This window comes from Pseudomonas sp. NPDC085632 (assembly GCF_044541255.1).
Lineage (GTDB): Bacteria > Pseudomonadota > Gammaproteobacteria > Pseudomonadales > Pseudomonadaceae > Aquipseudomonas.
This window is the reverse complement of the sequence record NZ_JBITSX010000019.1, coordinates 77,629-95,340: the sequence shown is the minus strand read 5'-3', so window position 1 is coordinate 95,340 and position 17,712 is coordinate 77,629. Positions and strand designations below refer to the sequence as shown.

Annotated in this window: 11 protein-coding genes; 1 reads left to right on the top strand and 10 read right to left on the bottom strand. The window is 55.8% G+C overall.

The annotated features are described in order from the left end of the window. The 4 genes from ACIF4X_RS14840 to puuE all read right to left on the bottom strand — a co-directional run. Nucleotides 1-475 (bottom strand): ureidoglycolate lyase (locus ACIF4X_RS14840; protein WP_397482708.1); only part of this gene is annotated, 475 nt, incomplete at its 3' end. Between the two features lie 132 nt (nt 476-607). Then, entirely contained in the window at nt 608-1,603 is a 996-nt protein-coding gene (gene alc / locus ACIF4X_RS14835) for an allantoicase (RefSeq protein ID WP_008080896.1), read from the bottom strand. Nucleotides 1,604-1,690: 87 nt separating this feature from the next. Beyond that, nucleotides 1,691-2,206 carry a 2-oxo-4-hydroxy-4-carboxy-5-ureidoimidazoline decarboxylase gene (gene uraD / locus ACIF4X_RS14830; RefSeq protein WP_397482707.1) on the bottom strand — a complete coding sequence of 172 codons (516 nt, stop codon included), beginning with the start codon at nt 2,204-2,206 and terminating at the stop codon, nt 1,691-1,693. Then, nucleotides 2,203-3,129 (bottom strand): allantoinase PuuE, encoded by a 927-nt coding sequence (gene puuE, locus ACIF4X_RS14825; protein WP_397482706.1) that lies wholly within the window; start codon nt 3,127-3,129, stop codon nt 2,203-2,205. Before puuE ends, uraD begins: the two co-directional genes overlap by 4 nt. 420 nt (nt 3,130-3,549) lie before the next feature. Here puuE and uraH point away from each other — a divergent pair, with 420 nt between their 5' ends. Continuing rightward, the gene (uraH, locus tag ACIF4X_RS14820; protein ID WP_003223171.1) at nt 3,550-3,903 is read left to right on the top strand and encodes a hydroxyisourate hydrolase; all 354 of its coding nucleotides are present in this window, start codon (nt 3,550-3,552) and stop codon (nt 3,901-3,903) included. A 178-nt stretch (nt 3,904-4,081) separates the two neighbouring features. On the opposite strand, the gene ACIF4X_RS14815 is transcribed toward uraH, so the two are convergent. The 6 genes from ACIF4X_RS14815 to ACIF4X_RS14790 form a co-directional block, all read right to left on the bottom strand. Continuing rightward, nucleotides 4,082-5,962: a hypothetical protein gene (locus ACIF4X_RS14815; RefSeq protein WP_397482705.1), complete on the bottom strand. Its 1,881-nt coding sequence runs from the start codon at nt 5,960-5,962 to the stop codon at nt 4,082-4,084. A 188-nt stretch (nt 5,963-6,150) separates the two neighbouring features. Beyond that, a complete protein-coding gene (locus tag ACIF4X_RS14810) occupies nt 6,151-8,040 on the bottom strand; it encodes a hypothetical protein (protein ID WP_397482704.1) in 1,890 nt (629 codons plus the stop codon). Between the two features lie 48 nt (nt 8,041-8,088). Further along, complete coding sequence (locus ACIF4X_RS14805; RefSeq protein WP_397482703.1) at nt 8,089-9,939, bottom strand: hypothetical protein; 1,851 nt, start codon at nt 9,937-9,939, stop codon at nt 8,089-8,091. Nucleotides 9,940-10,031: 92 nt separating this feature from the next. Further along, a complete protein-coding gene (locus ACIF4X_RS14800; RefSeq protein WP_397482702.1) occupies nt 10,032-11,762 on the bottom strand; it encodes a hypothetical protein in 1,731 nt (576 codons plus the stop codon). A 229-nt stretch (nt 11,763-11,991) separates the two neighbouring features. Continuing rightward, nucleotides 11,992-13,842, bottom strand: a complete 1,851-nt coding sequence (locus ACIF4X_RS14795) for a hypothetical protein (protein WP_397482701.1) — start codon at nt 13,840-13,842, stop codon at nt 11,992-11,994. Between the two features lie 167 nt (nt 13,843-14,009). Continuing rightward, nucleotides 14,010-17,555: a calcium-binding protein gene (locus ACIF4X_RS14790; RefSeq protein ID WP_397482700.1), complete on the bottom strand. Its 3,546-nt coding sequence runs from the start codon at nt 17,553-17,555 to the stop codon at nt 14,010-14,012. Nucleotides 17,556-17,712: the final 157 nt, after the last annotated feature.

Sequence of the window (17,712 nt, the reverse complement as noted above, 5' to 3'; positions counted from 1 at the left end):
CGAAGTCAGCGGCGAAGCACCGGTGCCACCGTCGTAACCGGAAATGGTGATCAACCACCAGGAAGTCATCCCGCTTTTCGATCGTCAGCACCGGATGGTGCCAAACGCCGCGATGGTAATTAATGCCCTGCCTGCCGTTGGTGACGAAGGCGCGGACCAAGCCTGATACAGGTTCATCGCCAACGGGCGCGACCACGATCAGAAAGGGGTTGCCGAGCAGCGGTATGAAAGCCTGGCTGCCCAGCGGATGGCGTTCCAGCATGCAAACGGTCAGTGGCATGTCCTGCGCGTCGGCACGGAAGATGCTGATGATCGCGTTGTCCTCAGGCTGAGCGGTTTCGACCGTCGCCAGTTTATGGAAGCGCATGGTCGAACCGTTGTTGATCATGAAGTGATCGCTGCCGTCGGTTTCGATCACGTCACCGAAAGGGGCGAAGGCTTCTTTGCTCAGCGGTTCAATCGTTAGTGTGCGCATGCTGTTCTTCTTATCCGAATTCGTTATCGATTCACTGTATTTCCCTGTAGGAGCTGGCGAAGCCTGCGATCTTTTGACTTTGTTTTTAAGATCAAAAGATCGCAGCCTGCGGCAGCTCCTACAAACTCAGCATTACTTCGCGACCTTGCCGAGAACGCGCAGGCGGCTTACACCACCGTCCGGGAACACGTTCAGGCGAATGTGGGTGATCGGGCCCAGTGCCTTGATCTGCTCGACGAAAGTGTGTTCGGCGTGCATTTCCAGCTTCTGGCTTGGCAGCAGATCGCGCCAGAACAGCGACTGGGTTTCGATCTGGCTGTCAGTACCGCCCTTGACGAACGCGCCCTGGATCGAGCATGTGTCCGGGTAGTTGCCTTTGAAGTGCAGGGTGTCGACGACGATCTTCTCGATCTCGCCCGGGTGACCCAGTGCGACGATCACCCAGTCATTGCCCGGCGTGCGACGACGTGCAGTTTCCCAGCCGTCGCCCATGTTGATGCCACGGCCCGGGTTGAGGATGTTGCTCATGCGGCCGAAGTGTTCGTCGGAGCAGGCGAGGGCGCGGCCACCATTGAGGGCTGCTGCCAGATCGACTTGCTCGTTGTCGCCAACCGCCGACCAGTCGCGATGCGGCACACCGTACACGCGCAGACGGGCAACACCGCCGTCCGGGTAGATGTTGAAGCGCAGGTGGCTGAACGCCTGGTCGTTGCTGATTTCGTGGTAGTGGTGGCTGTTGCCCTGCAGCTCGACGGCCGACAGCACTTCAGTCCACTGGGTGTTTTCATCAGGCTCGCCCGAGGCCAGGAAGCACGCTTCCAGCGAGGCCGATGGCGGGAAGTTGCCGGTGAAGAATGAAGTGTCGATGTCCACGCCTTTGATCGAGCCCGGTACGCCCAGACGGATCACTGCGCTGTCGAAGCCTTCGAAGCGCTTGCGGCGCGATTCCCAGCCGTCCATCCACTTGCCGTTGTCATCGAACACGCCCTCCTTCCATACGGCCGGGGTCGGTTGGAACAGACGATTGGCGTCTGCGAACCAGTCATCGGTGACCGAGATGATTTTGGTGCCCAGACGGGCATCGGCCAGGTTGACGAATTTTTCGAAAGGTACGGCGTAAGCTTTCATTCTTCTTGTCTGCCTTTGAATAAGTGGCTGGGGATGCTTGCGAGGCCCTGGGCATTCTCCGCGTCTGACATGCTCGGGCCAGGCTTGCTAAAGAGTCAGTAAACGGAACAGGGCGATCTTGTTGATCTCCGCCAGCGCGCATTTGAACTCGGTATCTTCCGAGTTGTGAATACGCGTTTCGAACGCCGCGAGGATCTGATGCCGGTTGCTGCCTTTTACCGCCATGATGAAGGGAAACTTGAACTTGGCTTTGTAGGCGTCGTTCAGCTCGGTGAAGCGCTGGAACTCTTCGGCCGTGCATTGGTGAATACCGGCGCCAGCCTGTTCATTGGTGCTGGCTTCGGTCAGTTGGCCCTGGACGGCCGCTTTGCCGGCCAGGTCCGGGTGAGCGTTGATCAGTGCCAGTTGACTGGCGTGATCGGCGCTCAACAGGATGTCGCTCATGCGCTGGTGCAGGGTTTCGATCTCGTCGATCGAAGCGTCCGCGCCCAGGTCGTAGGCCTTCTCGGCCACCCATGGCGAATGTTCGTAGATGTCGGCGAAGGCTTTGACGAAAGCGTCGCGGCTCAGGGTCGACGGTTGCAGGGTTTGAAAGTGGCTCATTTGGCGGCCTCTTGGTACGGGTGGGTTTCGTGCCAGTGACGCGCGATGTCGACGCGACGGCTGAACCACACCTGTTCATGACTTTTGGCGTATTCGATAAAGCGCTTGAGCGAAGCGATGCGACCTGGACGACCGATCAGGCGGCAGTGCAGACCGATCGAGAGCATCTTCGGTGCTTCAGCGCCTTCGGCGTAGAGCACGTCGAACGCGTCCTTGAGGTATTCGAAGAAATCGTCACCCTTGTTGAAACCCTGCACTTGGGTGAAGCGCATGTCGTTGGTGTCGAGGGTGTACGGGATCACCAAGTGCGGCTTGCCGGTCGGGTTGTTTGGTTCCCAGTACGGCAGGTCATCATCGTAGGTGTCGCAGTCATAAAGAAAACCACCTTCTTCCATGACCAGACGACGGGTGTTCGGGCCGGTGCGGCCGGTGTACCAGCCCAGTGGACGCTCACCGGTGATCTCGGTGAGCACGCGGATCGCTTCGAGCATGTGCTCGCGTTCCTGCGCTTCGTCCATGTACTGGTAGTCGATCCAGCGGTAGCCGTGGCTGCAGATTTCGTGGCCGGCATCGACCATCGCACGGATCACATCCGGGTGGCGCTGAGCGGCCATGGCGACGGCGAAGATGGTCAGCGGAATGTCGAATTCCTTGAACAGTTTCAGAATCCGCCAGACGCCGGCGCGGCTGCCATACTCGTAAAGCGATTCCATGCTCATGTTGCGCGCGCCTTGCAGCGGTTGAGCAGCAACCATTTCAGACAGGAAGGCTTCGGATTCTTTGTCGCCGTGCAAAATATTGCGCTCGCCGCCTTCTTCGTAATTGAGTACGAACGACAGGGCGATGCGGGCATTGCCCGGCCAGTGTGGGTGAGGAGGGTTACTGCCGTAACCGATCAGGTCGCGTGGGTAGTCAGCGCTCACTGCAGTCTTCCTTCTTATTCGTTGACAGATGGGTGTGGCGGCCTGGCAGGCTGGCGTCACAGCGATGGGCTGATTGTATACAACTTTATTCGCAATTTGTAAGCCTGAATTTTCGCATTTTTCACCGACTGTCATCTTTTACTGCTATTGGCGTAAGCCTGCAAGAAACCTGCCTGACCAGTCAGCTAATGGATAGGAGGTTCAATGAATAGGCGCATCGCTGGCTCATCGGCAGGAAACCCCCGAATGGCGGGGGTGAAGTGAAAAATGTCGTTTTTATTGTGTACAATTTTTTTGAAAAGTGTCTTAATCAATCGCTCGCCGCAACCTTTCGTGCTCCGAATCGGTGCGGTCTCCTTTTCAACTGACTTCGGGAGGCGCGAAGTCTGACTGCTCCACGCAGGCAGGCGCGCAGAATCAATGGGACGTTTGACAACACACGTTTTGGACGCTGCACACGGTTGCCCGGGCAGTTCGATCAAGGTCGAGCTGTACCGCGTTGAAGGCTCGCATCTGGAATTGGTCGCCAGTGCGATTACCAACAGCGATGGCCGGGTCGATGCACCGCTGCTGCAAGGCGATGATTACCGTACCGGGGTTTATCAGGTTCAGTTCCACGCGGGCGATTACTACCGCGCCCGTGGTGTTCAGTTGCCGGAACCGGCATTTCTGGATGTGGTTGTGCTGCGCTTCGGCATCTCTGCCGAACAGGATCACTACCATGTTCCGTTGCTGATTTCGCCGTACAGCTATTCCACGTACCGGGGCAGCTGACCCCCAAGCAGCTGCCCCCACCGGGAAGCGACTGCGCATATAGCTTCTTTGGTCTTTCGCCCGCCCACACTGCGGGCTTTTTTTATGCCTGCGTTTTGTGAAGGTCTACTTGCGTACGCTCCAGCGAACTCTGGAGCGCGTTGCTCTGTGGGCGGGTAATCGTTGATTGTCAGGTCGTTCAACTGTGTCGAGTGACGATAAGGTTGTGTTCGTGACTGGGGAGAGGCTCGTTGGTGCCCAGCAAAAAAATTATCCTGTTCGCGTGCAAATGCACCATCAGGTCATCTTTGACACGGGCGTCCATGTTGTCGACAAAGACTCTTTTTTTGAGCCAGGCAATCGGATCAGGGAGGTAAACAGTGTCGTTTTCAATCTTGTCCATGAACATGATGAAAACATGATCAACACCCGCTCGCTTGATCACCAAGGCATTCCCCAGGCTGGGACGAAAATCATGGGCAATGTAGTAGCCGTGTGCGCTGAGAAGATCTTTGAAAAGTGTTCGCGTTGCTCGACTCCTTTGATGTTGCGGGCCGGAGAGCAGTTTCGGATTGAAGTCGATCCTTTGCAGACCTTCAGCGGAGGGTAACGGCATACGCCTGTGGCCGTGTACGTCGGTCGCAAGCGGCGAGAGGAGCATCAGCGGGTCGCTCAAGTCTTGACGAACGACTTTGTTATCGCCCAGGACAATAGAGCGGTTTTCCCAGTACTTGAAAGTCTCGAACAATGCACTGATTCCGGACCCTGTGATTTTGTCGGAATGATTGGCCCGCTTGAACATCTCCCGTGCGGCGTTGCTTGCAGAGTGATCAGAAAGGTAGGGGAACTGATCACTGACATATTGAGTCAGGCTTTTTTCGAATGGCCGACTCTCGACGATTCTCCATGTTTCACTGCCGTGCCCCGTAGTGTCCGCCGATTTCACCACGCCCCTGGGTTGTAACTCCGGATTGGACAACAGCAACTGTTCGAAAGCATCGAAACGACGGGCAGAGAACAGTGGAGGCTTGATGAAGGCAAAACCGTCAACGGCGTGGGTCGGCTGGTCAATTATCGCAAAGTGCTTACCGCCGATTTCGATGGAGTCGCCGGCTGGCGGTTTCATCGTGGTGCCCCAGCCCTGCCATAATTCACTGATGCCCATGAGTACGACGGGATCAAGAGGATCACTGTCTTCTGGTAGTCGAGGGCGTTTGCTTGGGCTCGGGCCGGGATGTTCTGACTGGGTGAGGGCACGAGAACTGCCTGGTTTTGGTGCTTGTGTATCTGTAGGGGGCTGCAATTTGCGGCGCCAGACGAATTGCCCCGGAATCCGTTCGAACGTGATATCCGGCACATTGAGCGTTGTGGCACACGCCAGTTTGTATTCGCCTTTTCCATTCCTGCGGACCAGGATGGTTCCGTCGGCGATATCGACATAGGTGCTTGCGCGCGGCCCGTTGCGGATGGCGTCCGGGGATTCGTGCGCGGCAGGGAGAAGGCTCGCCAGATCCGGGTCGACGAGGATAATCGCTTGTGACGGTTCGGCAGACCGTTGGTGCGCTGGCAGGTTGCTCTGCCTGGACTGTGCCGTGTACCACTGTGCCTCGACGCGCCAGCGTGGCTGACCGTCGATTTTTTTCACAATCGGGGGTGTCACGCCTGGCGCTGCGGGCCAGGGAATCTGGTAGTCACCGGCGGTGTTGAGTTCAACCCGGTAATGATGGTTGTCTTCCAGGTGTGCGTAAGTCTGACCGCCCGGGGTCACGAATAGCCCGTCGAGGGATGGGTGCGGCCGTAGCAGACGGGTTTGTATTACCGGCAGGGATATCTCGGCCAGTCTGGCATCGACTGCCGCCATCAGCGGATCCGCGGGGTGGCTCACTATAATATGTGGGCCTTCAGTAACTTCGTTACCAGTAGCATCGGAAGTGGAAGTTTCGGCCGATCGATTCGTACCTGGCGCGAAAATTTCAGAATTGCCGGTGGTCTTTAATCTTCCGTTGGCAGCCTCGGATCTATTGAAAGTCGTGGTATTGGGCGACGTCGGGTGAACCGTGGTCTTTGTAGGTTTGGTCATTGCCGTGTCTCTGAGCGTTTCATGTTTTTTCCTGATATTTGCAGCGCAATCTCACCGGGAGTTTTCTTGGGTGGCTTGGCCGTTGAATGACTCCGAGGAGGGGAAGTTGATCCAGTCGTTTGCGCGGGAGGGGGCTAGCCGCCATAGGACGGCTGCCTGGCCACGACTGCTCGGGTTTGTCAGGTCATTCAGGTGTATCGGGTGATTACAAGGTTGTAGTCGCGAGTTGGAAGGATCTCTGCGAAGCCCAGTAAAAAAATGATTTTGTTCGTGCGCAAATGCTCTTTAAGGTTGTCTTTGATGCGGGTGGGCATTTTGTTGACGAGGGCTCTTTTTTTGAGCCAGTCAATCGGGTCACTGAGACGCGCAATGTTGTTTTGAACCTTGTTCATGAACATGATGAAAACATGGTCGACACCCGTCCGCTCGATCAACAAGGCATTCCCCAGGTGGGCGCCAAAATTATGGTTAATCTGGTAACCGTGTCCGCGAAGAAGATCTGTGAAAAGTGTAGGTGTGTCTGGGAAAGTCCCTCGATATCGCGAGCCGAAAAACAGTCTTGGGTCGAAGTCGATTCTTTGCAGACCTTCAGCGGACGGTAGCGGTATATGCATATCGCCATTGGCGTCGGTCGCCAGTGGCGAAAGGAGCATCAACGGGTCGCTCAAGTCCTGACGAATGGCTCTGTTTTCGCCAAAGAGCTTGCCGCGATTCTCCCAGTACTTGAACGCCTCGAATAATTCGTGGATCCCGGGCCCTGTCATGTCCTCGGAGTGATTGGCCCGTTTGAACATTTCCCGTGCGGCTTTGCTTGCAGAATGATCGGAAAGATAGGGGAAATGATCGCTGACATATTGAGTCAGGCTTTTTGCAAATGGCCGACCCTCCACGATTCTCCATGTATCACTGCCGTGCCCCGTCCATCTGTCCGCCAGCTTCACCACACCCCTGGGTTGTAACTCAGGCGTGGTCAGTAGCAATTGTTCGAACGCATCGAAACGTGTGGCAGAAAACTGTCGAGGCTTGATGAAGGCAAGCGCGTCAGTCGCGTGGTTCGGCTGATCAAGTATTGCAAAGTACTTGCCATCGATTTCGATGGAGTCGCCGGCCAACGGTTTCGTCGTACTGCCCCAGCTGTTCCAGAGTTCACTGGTGGGCATGAGTACAAGTGGATCAAGAGGATCGCTGTCTTCTGGCAGTCGAGGGCGTTTGCTCGGACCCGGGCCAGACTCTCCTGGCTGAGTGAGGGCGCGAGAACTGCCGGGCTGCGGATCTTGTTGCGTATCTGCGATGGGCTGTAACTTGCGGCGCCAGACGAATTGCCCCGGAATCCGTTCGAACGTGATATCCGGCACATTGAGCGTTGTAGCGCACGCCAGTTTGTATTCGCCTTTTCCATTCCTGCGGACCAGGATGGTTCCGTCGGCAATATCGACATAGGTACTTGCGCGCGGCCCGTTGCGGATGGCGTCCGGGGATTCGTGCGCGGCAGGAAGAAGGGTCGCCAGGTTCGGGTCGACGAAGATAATCGCTTGTGACGGTTCGGCAGACCGTTGGTGCGTTGGCAGATTGCTCTGCCTCGACTGAGCCGTGTACCACCCTGCTTCGACGCGCCAACGTGGCTGGCCGTCGATTTTTTTTACGATGGGGGGTGTCACGCCTGGCGCTGCGGGCCAGGGAATCTGGTAGTCACCGGCGGTGTTGAGTTCAACCCGGTAATGATGGTTGTCTTCCAGGTGTATGTAAGTCTGACCGTCCGGGGTCACGAATAACCCGTCGACGGATGGGTGCGGTCGGAGCAGATGGGTCTGTGATACCGACAGGGAAATCTCGGCCAGTCTGGCATTGGTTTCGGCGATCACCGGGTCCGGTATGTGACTGACCACAACACGTGGGTAGCCAGTTGCTTCGCTGCCAGACGCATCGGGAGTGGACGTGTCGGCCGGTCGATTCGTGCCGGGCACGAAAATTTCAGAACTACCGGTGTTTCTTGAACTGCCGCCGCCAGTCTCGGATCTATTGACCGTCATGGTGTCGGGCGACGCAGGGCGAACCGTGGTTTTCGTCGGTTTGGTCATTGCAGCGTCTCTGTACGTTTCATGTTTTTTCCTCGCTGTCCTGCTCGATCATTGGTCTTTGAAAATGAACAACGTGGTTTGCCCCAGAACATCTGTTTGGGTTCCACCGAGCAGGTAGCTGATCTTTTTGTCTTTGCTGTAAGCCGACAGCGGCTTCGGCTCGCTGCCGGATGTTTGCAGCACGATCTCACTGTGTTCAAAGCGCTCAGGCTGAAAACGCTGCAGCCTGCCGTCGATAAGCGGAGGCAGTTTCAGCACGAATACGTGATCGATTTTCTCCCGGTAAAACAGCAACTCGTTCTCGGTAAGCGTGCTTGTCGTGGGAATCATCACGTAGCCGTCATCTTTCAGAACCTGGCTGAACAGCCTTCGCAAGTTGGCAGCTGTTGGCGCTGTGGCGTACTCGTTCCAGTACCTGGAGAACCGTCCGGGATCAAAATCGAGTCGCATCAAGCCTTCACCCAGCGAGGAGGGAATCGCCAGGGTTTCTTCAGTTGCGGAAAGTGGGCGCAACATCAATAACGGGTCAGCCAGTTCGCGCCGCGGTGCTCTGCGCTGACCTCTGTTGCCCCAGTAACGAAACACCAGATTCATCACCGCCAAACCGGGGGCAATGATGATCTCGGATCGGTTTGCCTGATTGAACATGGCCCGGGCGAGTGAGTTGACCGATCGATCCGACAAGTATTTGAAGGTTCTTGAGATGTATTGAGTGATCGGCATCTCGAAAGGCGCACTGCTGTCCAGTACTGTCCATTGATCATTTTTATAAACCGCCCATTTCGGCTGCAGCGACGGGCTATCCCGCAACATGTATTCGAAGGCGTCATACAAGGCAGGTGAGAACAACGGATGTTGCAGATAAACCAATTGTGGTTTGGTACTCAGGTCCTGTTCCATCACCCGGTAATACTGCCCGTCTATCTCGATATGCTGTCCCAGCTGAGGTCGAACCCTGTGCCCCCAGTTTCGCCATAGGCCGAAACTCAAGTTGATCGCATCGGAATGGGCGGACAGCAAACTCTCGGTCAGCGCTTGGGTGACATCCGTCCCTTCTTCCTGATGCACTCGCTTGCTTGGGCCGGCCATGGGCTGTGGCGTATCGGTTGAGGCTTTGCGTTTTTCCTGGTGCGACCGCTCCGGTACAGTATCGGTTGGCTCGGTTTTGCGGCGCCATAATCGCGTCCGGGGAATCTGTTCGAACAATAAAGCCGATGCCTCGCGTGCGGCCGCGAAGGTTTGCTGATACTCACCGTCGGCGTTTTTACGCACCATGACGGTTCCTTCTGCGGTATCGACATAGGTTTTGCGGTGCTTGTCGTAGCGGATGCCGTCCGGTGTCTGCAGGCGGGGGGAGAGCAAGGCTGCGGCGTCGGTAGCCAGATAGATCGGATGTTCTGCAGAGGCGCTCTCAGCGGCGCCATCAGGACTGTCGCCCTCCGAAGGGTGCGTCAGCCAGTTCGGTCTCTCGAACGTCCAGACTGGCTGGCGCTCTGTCTTGATCAGGAAGGGGCCCGGCAAGTGCGGGGCGAAGTTGAAGGGGATCTGGTAGCGGCCATCGTGATGGATCTCGATCAGTAGATGTCCTTCATTTTCTACATGAGCGTACAACTTGCCGTCCGGACTGGTGAACAGTCCGCTGTCGGGGTCCAGGCGTTGTAGCAGATGTACTTGATCGGCAGGCCAGGTGATGGATCGCAACGCGGCCTCGATCCGTGAGTGAGGGGCAGGAATCTCGTTGACCTGCACCGACGCCTGGCGCTCGGAAGCGCCCGGCAGATCTGCGGAGAACTCTGCGCTTGCGCGGCTTTCGCCTGGGACTCTGAGGGAGGTGTTCCCGGTATTTGGATGTAAATCGGGCGCAGTAACCCCGCCCACTCGCTTCGGTGGTTTGACCATTAAGTGAATCTCGCTATTTGAAAGAGGAAGGGTTCAGGCTGTGGCTTGTCCACAGGACCTTGCGGATGTGCGGTCAGACGTTCGGCACAGGCTCAACCTTCTCTCACAATGAAGAGCATCGGGTTATCCGCGGAAACATGTTGTATGCCTCCTACCAGATAGATGAGTTCGGTATGAGCCAGAAGGTTGTCCAGATTCTGTAGGTGCTCTGCACTGAGTCTGGTCAGATAAGAGGGGTCGGTAAGTTCGGATCCGGCGGGGCTGGTGCGAGGGACCTTATTTCCAGCGATAGGCGGCAGTTTCAAGACAAATACCGCGGCAACGCCTGGGCGGTGGAAAATCAATGCGCCTTCGCTGTGACTGCGCGTGGTCGGATTGATGTTGTAACCGCTGTGTTGCAGAACGTTGACCATTAGGGCTCGCAGCCTTCCTGGTGTCGGCGCCGCGGCGTAAGGGGCCCATTCCTGAGGGAACCGTTGTGGATCGAAATCCAGCCGCTGCAGCACGGCTGAATTGTGCGCAGGCAGGGTGAGCAATCCACCGCCAGGCAGGTGGCCGGGCTGTATCGGCAGTTTTGGCAACATGACCAATGGGTCCGACAGGTCGTGCATCGGTGGTTCGCTATTCATCCGATCCGCCCAGTGGCGAAACGTCAGCGTCATCGCCGAAAGCCCATGAGCATTCACACCTTCAGGCAGCGAGACCCGCTCGAATACCGCTCTGGCGAGGTTGTGGGTTGACTGTTCCGACAAATACTTGAATGCGCTGGAAACATACTGGGCGGCGGACAGTTCGAAAGGCGGATGGTTGTCCAGAACCTTCCATTGGCCCTGGAGTTTCAGTGCCCACTTCGGCTGACGCGAAGGTTCATGACGTAACATGTTTTCGAACGCGTCGTAGCTGTCCAGCGAAAATCCCGGATGTCGCAGATAGACCAGTTCGGTACCGGCGCTAACGCTTTGCGTGACGATCGGGAAGTGTTGTCCGTCGATTTCTATCGAGTCGCCCGAATCGGGTTTTGTGGTTCTTCCCCAGTTTTTCCACTGACCTGCGGAAAGGTCCAATGCGACGCTCTGTTGGGAGAGAAGATGTTCGACCAGCGCGCTTGTACCCGTCGCCACATGAGTGTGTTCGTCGTGGCGCGAGGGCCTGCTCGGACCGGGCAGGGCGTCGGTCGGTTCAGTGGATACCGGATCGGTTACGGCTTGAAGACGGGGTCGTTGTACCTCGATTTCACGCCAGAGTTTTGTGCCCGGGATCTGTTCAACCCTTTCACCGGTCGGTGTCGATTCCCCGGCGTGCGTCTGTTGCCAGCCGTCCGGGGTTTTGCCCACCATGACCATACCGCCGAGCATTTCGACATAGGCTTTCTTGCGTTTGTCGTAGCGAAAACCTTCCTCGGTGTCTGGCTGTAGCTTCAGTTGGCTGGCCAGCTCGGCGTTGATAAAGACCGGGTGCTGCGCTCGCTGGCTCGTCGAGGTACTTGCAACGGCAGCCTGCTGGTGTTCGCTGAAGTGCAGGGCGACCCATTCTGCGGCGTTTGAAAGAGCTGAACCCTCAGGAAAGTGGTGGACGATGACTGAGGGGCGCTGTGAAGCCTCTTGCGGCAAATGGTGAATAACGACGGTGGGGCGCGGCTCAGGCGCGGCCAACAAGGCACTGGAAGATGACAGGTCAGCTGAGGCAGGCATGTTGGCAGCGCCTGGAGCTGGATGAACGCTTTCGTCGGCATTCGCCCCATGAGGAATGATTGAATGTTCGACTGATGTCCCGTGTGAGTCGGGTGGTAGCGTGCGCGGAATTTTCTTGGGTGGCTTGGCCATTGAATGACTCCTTTGGATTGTTGATCCAGTCGTTTGCATCGGGGGCCGATGATCAGGCCGTCACTTTGCGGTTGCCTGGCAGTGACTCCGGAGGGGCCATGGTCGGGAAAAGAAGTCTCTGGCGTGCGGTACATATGTATTGCAATGAGGGTAAGTGCTGCACGGTGTTACCGGGCGTTATGGCGGCGGGCCAACTCGCGCCGACAGGGCCGGTGCGAGTTGGCAGATCTCAGCGCTCTCTGATAACGAACACCGAATCCGGAGTGGACTCGACCTTTAATACGCCTCCGATCAGCCACACCACTTTGTTTTCTGCCGCTGCGGTTGTCAGGGCAGCAAACGCCTCGTTGCCAATCCTGGCCGGCAAGTCTGGATCCGCCAGCTCATTGCCTGGTGTGTGGGACAGGCCGACATGATCCACCGCACCCAGTTTCATGAAGTAAATCTGGTCATGGGGTTCGCGCCGGAATACCAGGGTCGGCATGCGATGCTCATAAGTCAGGGGAAAGACGTCGTAGTCGCTGCGCACCAACAGAGCGCCGAGCAGGCGTCTGAGGTTCAGATCGGTCGGAAAGGTTTTGTAGTGATTCCATTCGATGGGAAAACGGCGTGGATCGAAGGTGAGTCGTTGCAGTTCGCCGTCGATCTGCGAGGGCATGCGGATGAGTTTTTTTCCCTTGAAGTCGATGGACGGCGCCACCGATAGCATGTTCAGTGGGTCGGCGTACGCAGGGGCTGTGGGAAACGGTCGTTGCTTCCACTGATGCAGGACGGCCTGAATATTGATCAGTCCGGTGCCGGTAATCACGGGTGAGTTGTCCGCGAGTTCATACAGTCTTCTGGCGACGGTATAGGCAGTGGCATCGGAAAAGTCAGGGAACGCATTGGCAACTGACTGCGAGATCGGTTCATCAAAAAAACGTTTGCCGGGGTTTATTTCTCCGGGATCGTTACCGATGCGAAACGTTGCCACAGGCTGCAACGAGGGCGCTGTGCGCAGCATTTGTTCAAAAGCATCGAAGCCTGCCGGAGCAAAGTCAGGATGCTGGACAAAGTAGACTTTGGGGGAGCGGTTGGAGCCAACGGGCACAATCGGATAATGAAACCAGCCAAGCTGGACGGACTCCAGCAGCAATGGTTTGTTCAAATGTCCCCAAGGCAGCCAGAAAAACGGTGTCTGGCCGGCGGGGGCGCTGGGTTCGAGGGGAATCGCTGATACTCGATCGTTGGGCTCGTCGATCCGTGCACGTTTACTTGGGCCGGGTTGCGATTCATCCGCGTCGGCACTCGGCTGAGACCTGCTCGCAGGCGGGTTTTCAATGGTTGGCGAGTCTGGATTCTTCAGGCGCCAGAGTACCGTTCCGGGAATCTGTTGAAGAAAAACATCGGGTAGGTCTCTATTTGTCGCCGAGGCCAGTTGATACTCGCCTTGTTGGTTTTTCCGGACCATGACCGTACCTTCTGCCGTATCGACGAAGGTGTGTTTGAGCTTGTTGTAGCGGAGTCCACCTGTTGCAAGCTCTGCTCTGGTCAGCGTTTTTGCGTCTTCGGGCTCAAGGTAGGCGAGGGAATGGGGTGTGGCAGACGTTCCGGTCCGAGCCTCTGTCGATTGCCAGCCAGGGCGCTGGATATGCCAACTGGCCTGGCCTTCGGCCCTCGTCAGTACCGGCCCGGGAACACCGGGCGCAAAGGTCAGCGGAACATAATAGTTGCCCTGCGGATCCCGTTCGACGACGAACCGGCCTTCGTTGCCGATTTGCGCGTAGGTTCGCTGATCAGGCCCGGTGAACAGACCACTGTTTTCTCCAATCGGCGTCAGTTCGCTCAAGCGATCCTGGGGCCAGGCGATTGCACTGCGGGCGGCTCTGTAGGTATCAGGTATTTCATTGACGATGACGGCGGCCGGCCGATGGGTCGCGGTGCCGGGGGGCTGTGATCCCGTGGTCGAATCGATGCCAGACAGTAGAGGGTCAGCTATGTTCGGGGTAACACGACTACCGGAACCTGACTGCGCAGGTCTGGTTGTAACCGTTGAATCGGCGGGTACTGTCACCGGAACTTTCTTGGGTGGTTTGGCCATGTGAAATTACTCGTTGAGGGTGATGCGCAACACACGGAAGTGCCTCGCCGCATTTTTCAGGCGCACTCCATCCCGGAAAATCCAGGTTGGGAAGACGACGGAGAAGTTCGGTCACTTCAACTTCGGAGTGCACGTGTGGTTATTGGTTTTGACGGAAGTGTGCTGCGTTAAGCGGGGGGCATATTCATCAGGGGCGGCGGCGCAAAGACGTTGCTGCCTTGATGGCTGCAATAATTGATCACTTGCAGATCGGAATACTCAACGCGAGATTTATCGCTGCGCAGGATCCAGCCATAGGCAGGAAAGTTGTAACTCAGCGTCCCGGGCCGGTTGTCGGCCAGAACGATATTTCTCACTTTTATTGTGTTATTGGCCATTGCTGCAAAGGCTTCGGGCAAGGCCTTTGTCGGGTCGGGCGCTGCAAAAAAACGTGCATCGAGGCCATCCATGTAAATCCGGTCGAAGGACAGATCGACGGTATGGACAACACCTTTCTCGGTAATGACGCGTACCTGATCGATCAGGTCTTCGCTGTCGTATTCAGGCAGATGAACAATGCAGGTGCCGACGTGCAGCTGGTTGTTTTCCAGTTTGATCTCGACCTTGCCCAGTGCTGTCGCATCGAGATCCCAAGTGGACGAGTAGGGCAGTCGGGCTGGGGAGTTCGCGAGGGCACCCGGTGTCGAGAGTCTGATCGCGATATCGGCAACCAGATGAATCAGGTAGGTGGAACCCGTCCCTTCAAGGTTTTGAATCGAGGTTTGCTCGGGGTAGGAAAAAAGCGACCCGCAGCCTGCCTTGTCGAACTTGAAGGGTTTGGTCACAGGCAGTTCAAAAGGGATTTGGTCTTTGCGACGGGGCAAAGGCAGGTTAAGCGGCGTTGTCCAACGATCAAAGCCATATGGGTTGTGGCTTTTCAGGGGGCACACATCGGTTTCTGGTGTTAGTTGTACATTGACCGTAACGCCTTCTTTAAAAATCAGAACTGCCCTGTAATTGGGACGCAAGGCCATGGTTCTCAAGATCCTGATCATGTTTCTGGGATCTGCTCCACCCTCTGCATAGGAGAAGTTCTTGAATGTTATTGTGTTTTCGCCAAAGTGATACTGCAGATTGCAGCCTGCAAAAAATTCTCGATTATCTTTCCACTCGCCCGAACCAAAACGCGCTTCAACCTTTGTCAATTCACTGATGTGGTAATCCAGGTGCAGGCGGATTACCGCCTCTGTGCGTTTTGTTGGCCAGAACGTTGTATCTTTTCGTGATCGGGGCAGGTAGTAACTCGCCTCATTCTGATGGTCGATCCTGCACTCAGCTGCGTGGAGGATTATCGGCTTTTCCGGTGTTCCTTTTTTTACGACGATGACCTGGATTTCGAATGCATGGTCATTTTCAATATGCTCGGGCAGTTCTGGCGAATCAGGGAGTCTGAAAGAGTATCCATCTTTGGTCAGGAACGTCAGTTTGTTGTTTTGAAGCGCGAAATGGTTTTCTTGTTTCTTATAAATACCTCGAATGACGACCAGGCTGTTTGGGTCGTCCGTGAATGGAAAACGTGATCTGATGATCAGCGAGCCATTTTCGATTGTCCAACTGTCGATCAGTCGATACTTCCAGTTCAATAAAACAATGCTTTCTTCTGTGCCATCTTCGATGATGGATAGACGACCCTGTTTTTGCTCGACTATATATTCGTCAATGCCGCTTTCACCCGAGGCTATGGCGCCCGGATACGACAGATGGATTTGATCGTTGCCAGATCCGGCATTGATAGTGTCTTCGCCACGGGAATTAATGACATTGCGTTGTGCAGAACCGGTCACGACATTGAGCGCGCCGCTGACCGTTTCGACATTCTCGATGCTTTCCAGAACACTGTGGAGGATACGTTTTTCTCCTCCTTCGGTAGATGGATCGGTTGTGATTATCTGCAGGGTCTGTGCGGTTAAATCGACGTCATAGCCTTTGTTGTCTGCACCTCGCGTGTTATAGCCGCCACCGAGGATAAGTGTGTCGATTCCTTCCCCGCCTTTCAGGGTCGAATGTTCTGATGCCTGGGCAGGCTGTCCAAGACGTTCCCCTGCACCTTCAAACACGAAACGGTCATTTTTTTCACCCCCGGTCAGCTGTTTTGTTCCTGATCGGTAATGAAAGCTGTTTGGCTTGTTTTCAACGCCCTGAATGGTGTCCTCGCCCTCACTGATGAACCACAGAATGCCCTTGTTCTCGGCAGGTGTTCCCAGCTCTGCGCCGGGTGTGTCCTTGGTCACACCGTCGCGGGCGTCAATGACGTCGTCTACTCCCTTGATCTCGGGGACCTGTATCGTTTCCCAACTGTCTTGTTTGGTCCACCAGTTGCGCTTGCGCACCCGCGATGGTTTGAGGTTGACTTCGAATTGGCCGTTAACAATGGCTTCGGTAGTGTCTTTTAATTGGCCATCCAGCAGTTTTCGGGCTGTTTCTTTCAGTTGTTTTGCGTGCTGAAACCTGGTTTTTGCCAGCAGGTATCGATTCTGCACAGCTTCGTCAGGCTCCATCATGCAGAACGAAAACCAGCCCGTGCGCCAGCGCTCATCCAGCGTCAGTTCGATGTAGTCATCTATATCGTCGACCACGCGCACCGCGCCATAAATCTGCGATCCGATGGCCAGGATCGCCCCCGCCGCAAGGCCGACGGGGCCTGCAAATGAAAACCCCGCCAACGCAGCCGTGCCGAGGATGACCGTCATGGCTGCGCTGGTAATACTCAGCCCGGCACTTACGTAATGATCCATGGCTTCTTTGCCGGTTGCATTTTCAGCGGCATTGATCGATCTGACGGCGGTAAAGATATCGAACGGCAATGTCAGTGCGCCGCCGATCAAACCGCCAGAACGGCCGAGTCTCAGTGCGAATCGGGTTTTGGCAAAATCCAGCAGGGCGCCTTGCCCCGCTGAGAGCATATTGGATGCGATTTTGCTGACGGCAATGTCAACCACGATGGAGCCGACTTCTGTGCCGATACCCACACTGTTGATCGCAACCTCGGTGGTGTTGTCAGCCTTGATAGCGTCCACCACACCGCGCAAACCCATGAATATGCCGAAACCCTGAATGCCGACACTGGAGCCGAGGGTTGCATAACTTTTTGTCACTGCCACCCAGCGGGGGTTATGTTTGGGGAGGTTGGCGTGATACAGGTCAAGTCTTTGTGCGGAGCCTAATAGCTTCACCAGTTTGCTGCGGTAATTACCATGGTCTGTTGTGGTTTGCGAACTTTCTCTTATCAAGTGCGGGGCCGTTAGTGGCCGTTCGCTGGCCATTTCGAAAAGTAGTGTCGTTAGTAAGTAACTGTCCTGCCCCGTTGACGATTTCATATAGCGTTCGATATCGGCAGCGCTGAATTGCAACGAATTGATGAACGATCGCTTGGGAGCCCGGAAGAAGGTATTCCTGCCGTTTAATGGCTGGCCGTCAAACGATGCGCCCAAGGCATCGAGAGAGGCTCGGGTTATTGAGATACTGCCAATTTGCAGCGGGCCGAAGACTGAGTCGGCGAGTTGTAACTGACTTGCTTTGCTTTTGGCTATTGTGCTTGATGTTTCATCAGCGCTGGGATTGAAGTCAATCGTCGAAGCATTATGTTCGTTGCTTTCAAAACGCATGTCGGTGATGACGACAGCGTCTGTGATTTCCGCAGTTTCCAGTGACGGTGTACGTATCATGGTGGCCATCTGAACTTCCTTGTTCTGGCAGGTTTTTGTTAGCACGAGGCGTAATAGTACGATCGATTTTTTAGCGATGTACATCAACGGGTTGTTGCTGTGTATTGCGCGCGACGAACGCAGCCGGAAAACGTGGCATGAAAAAAATAAACCGGCCTGAAGGACG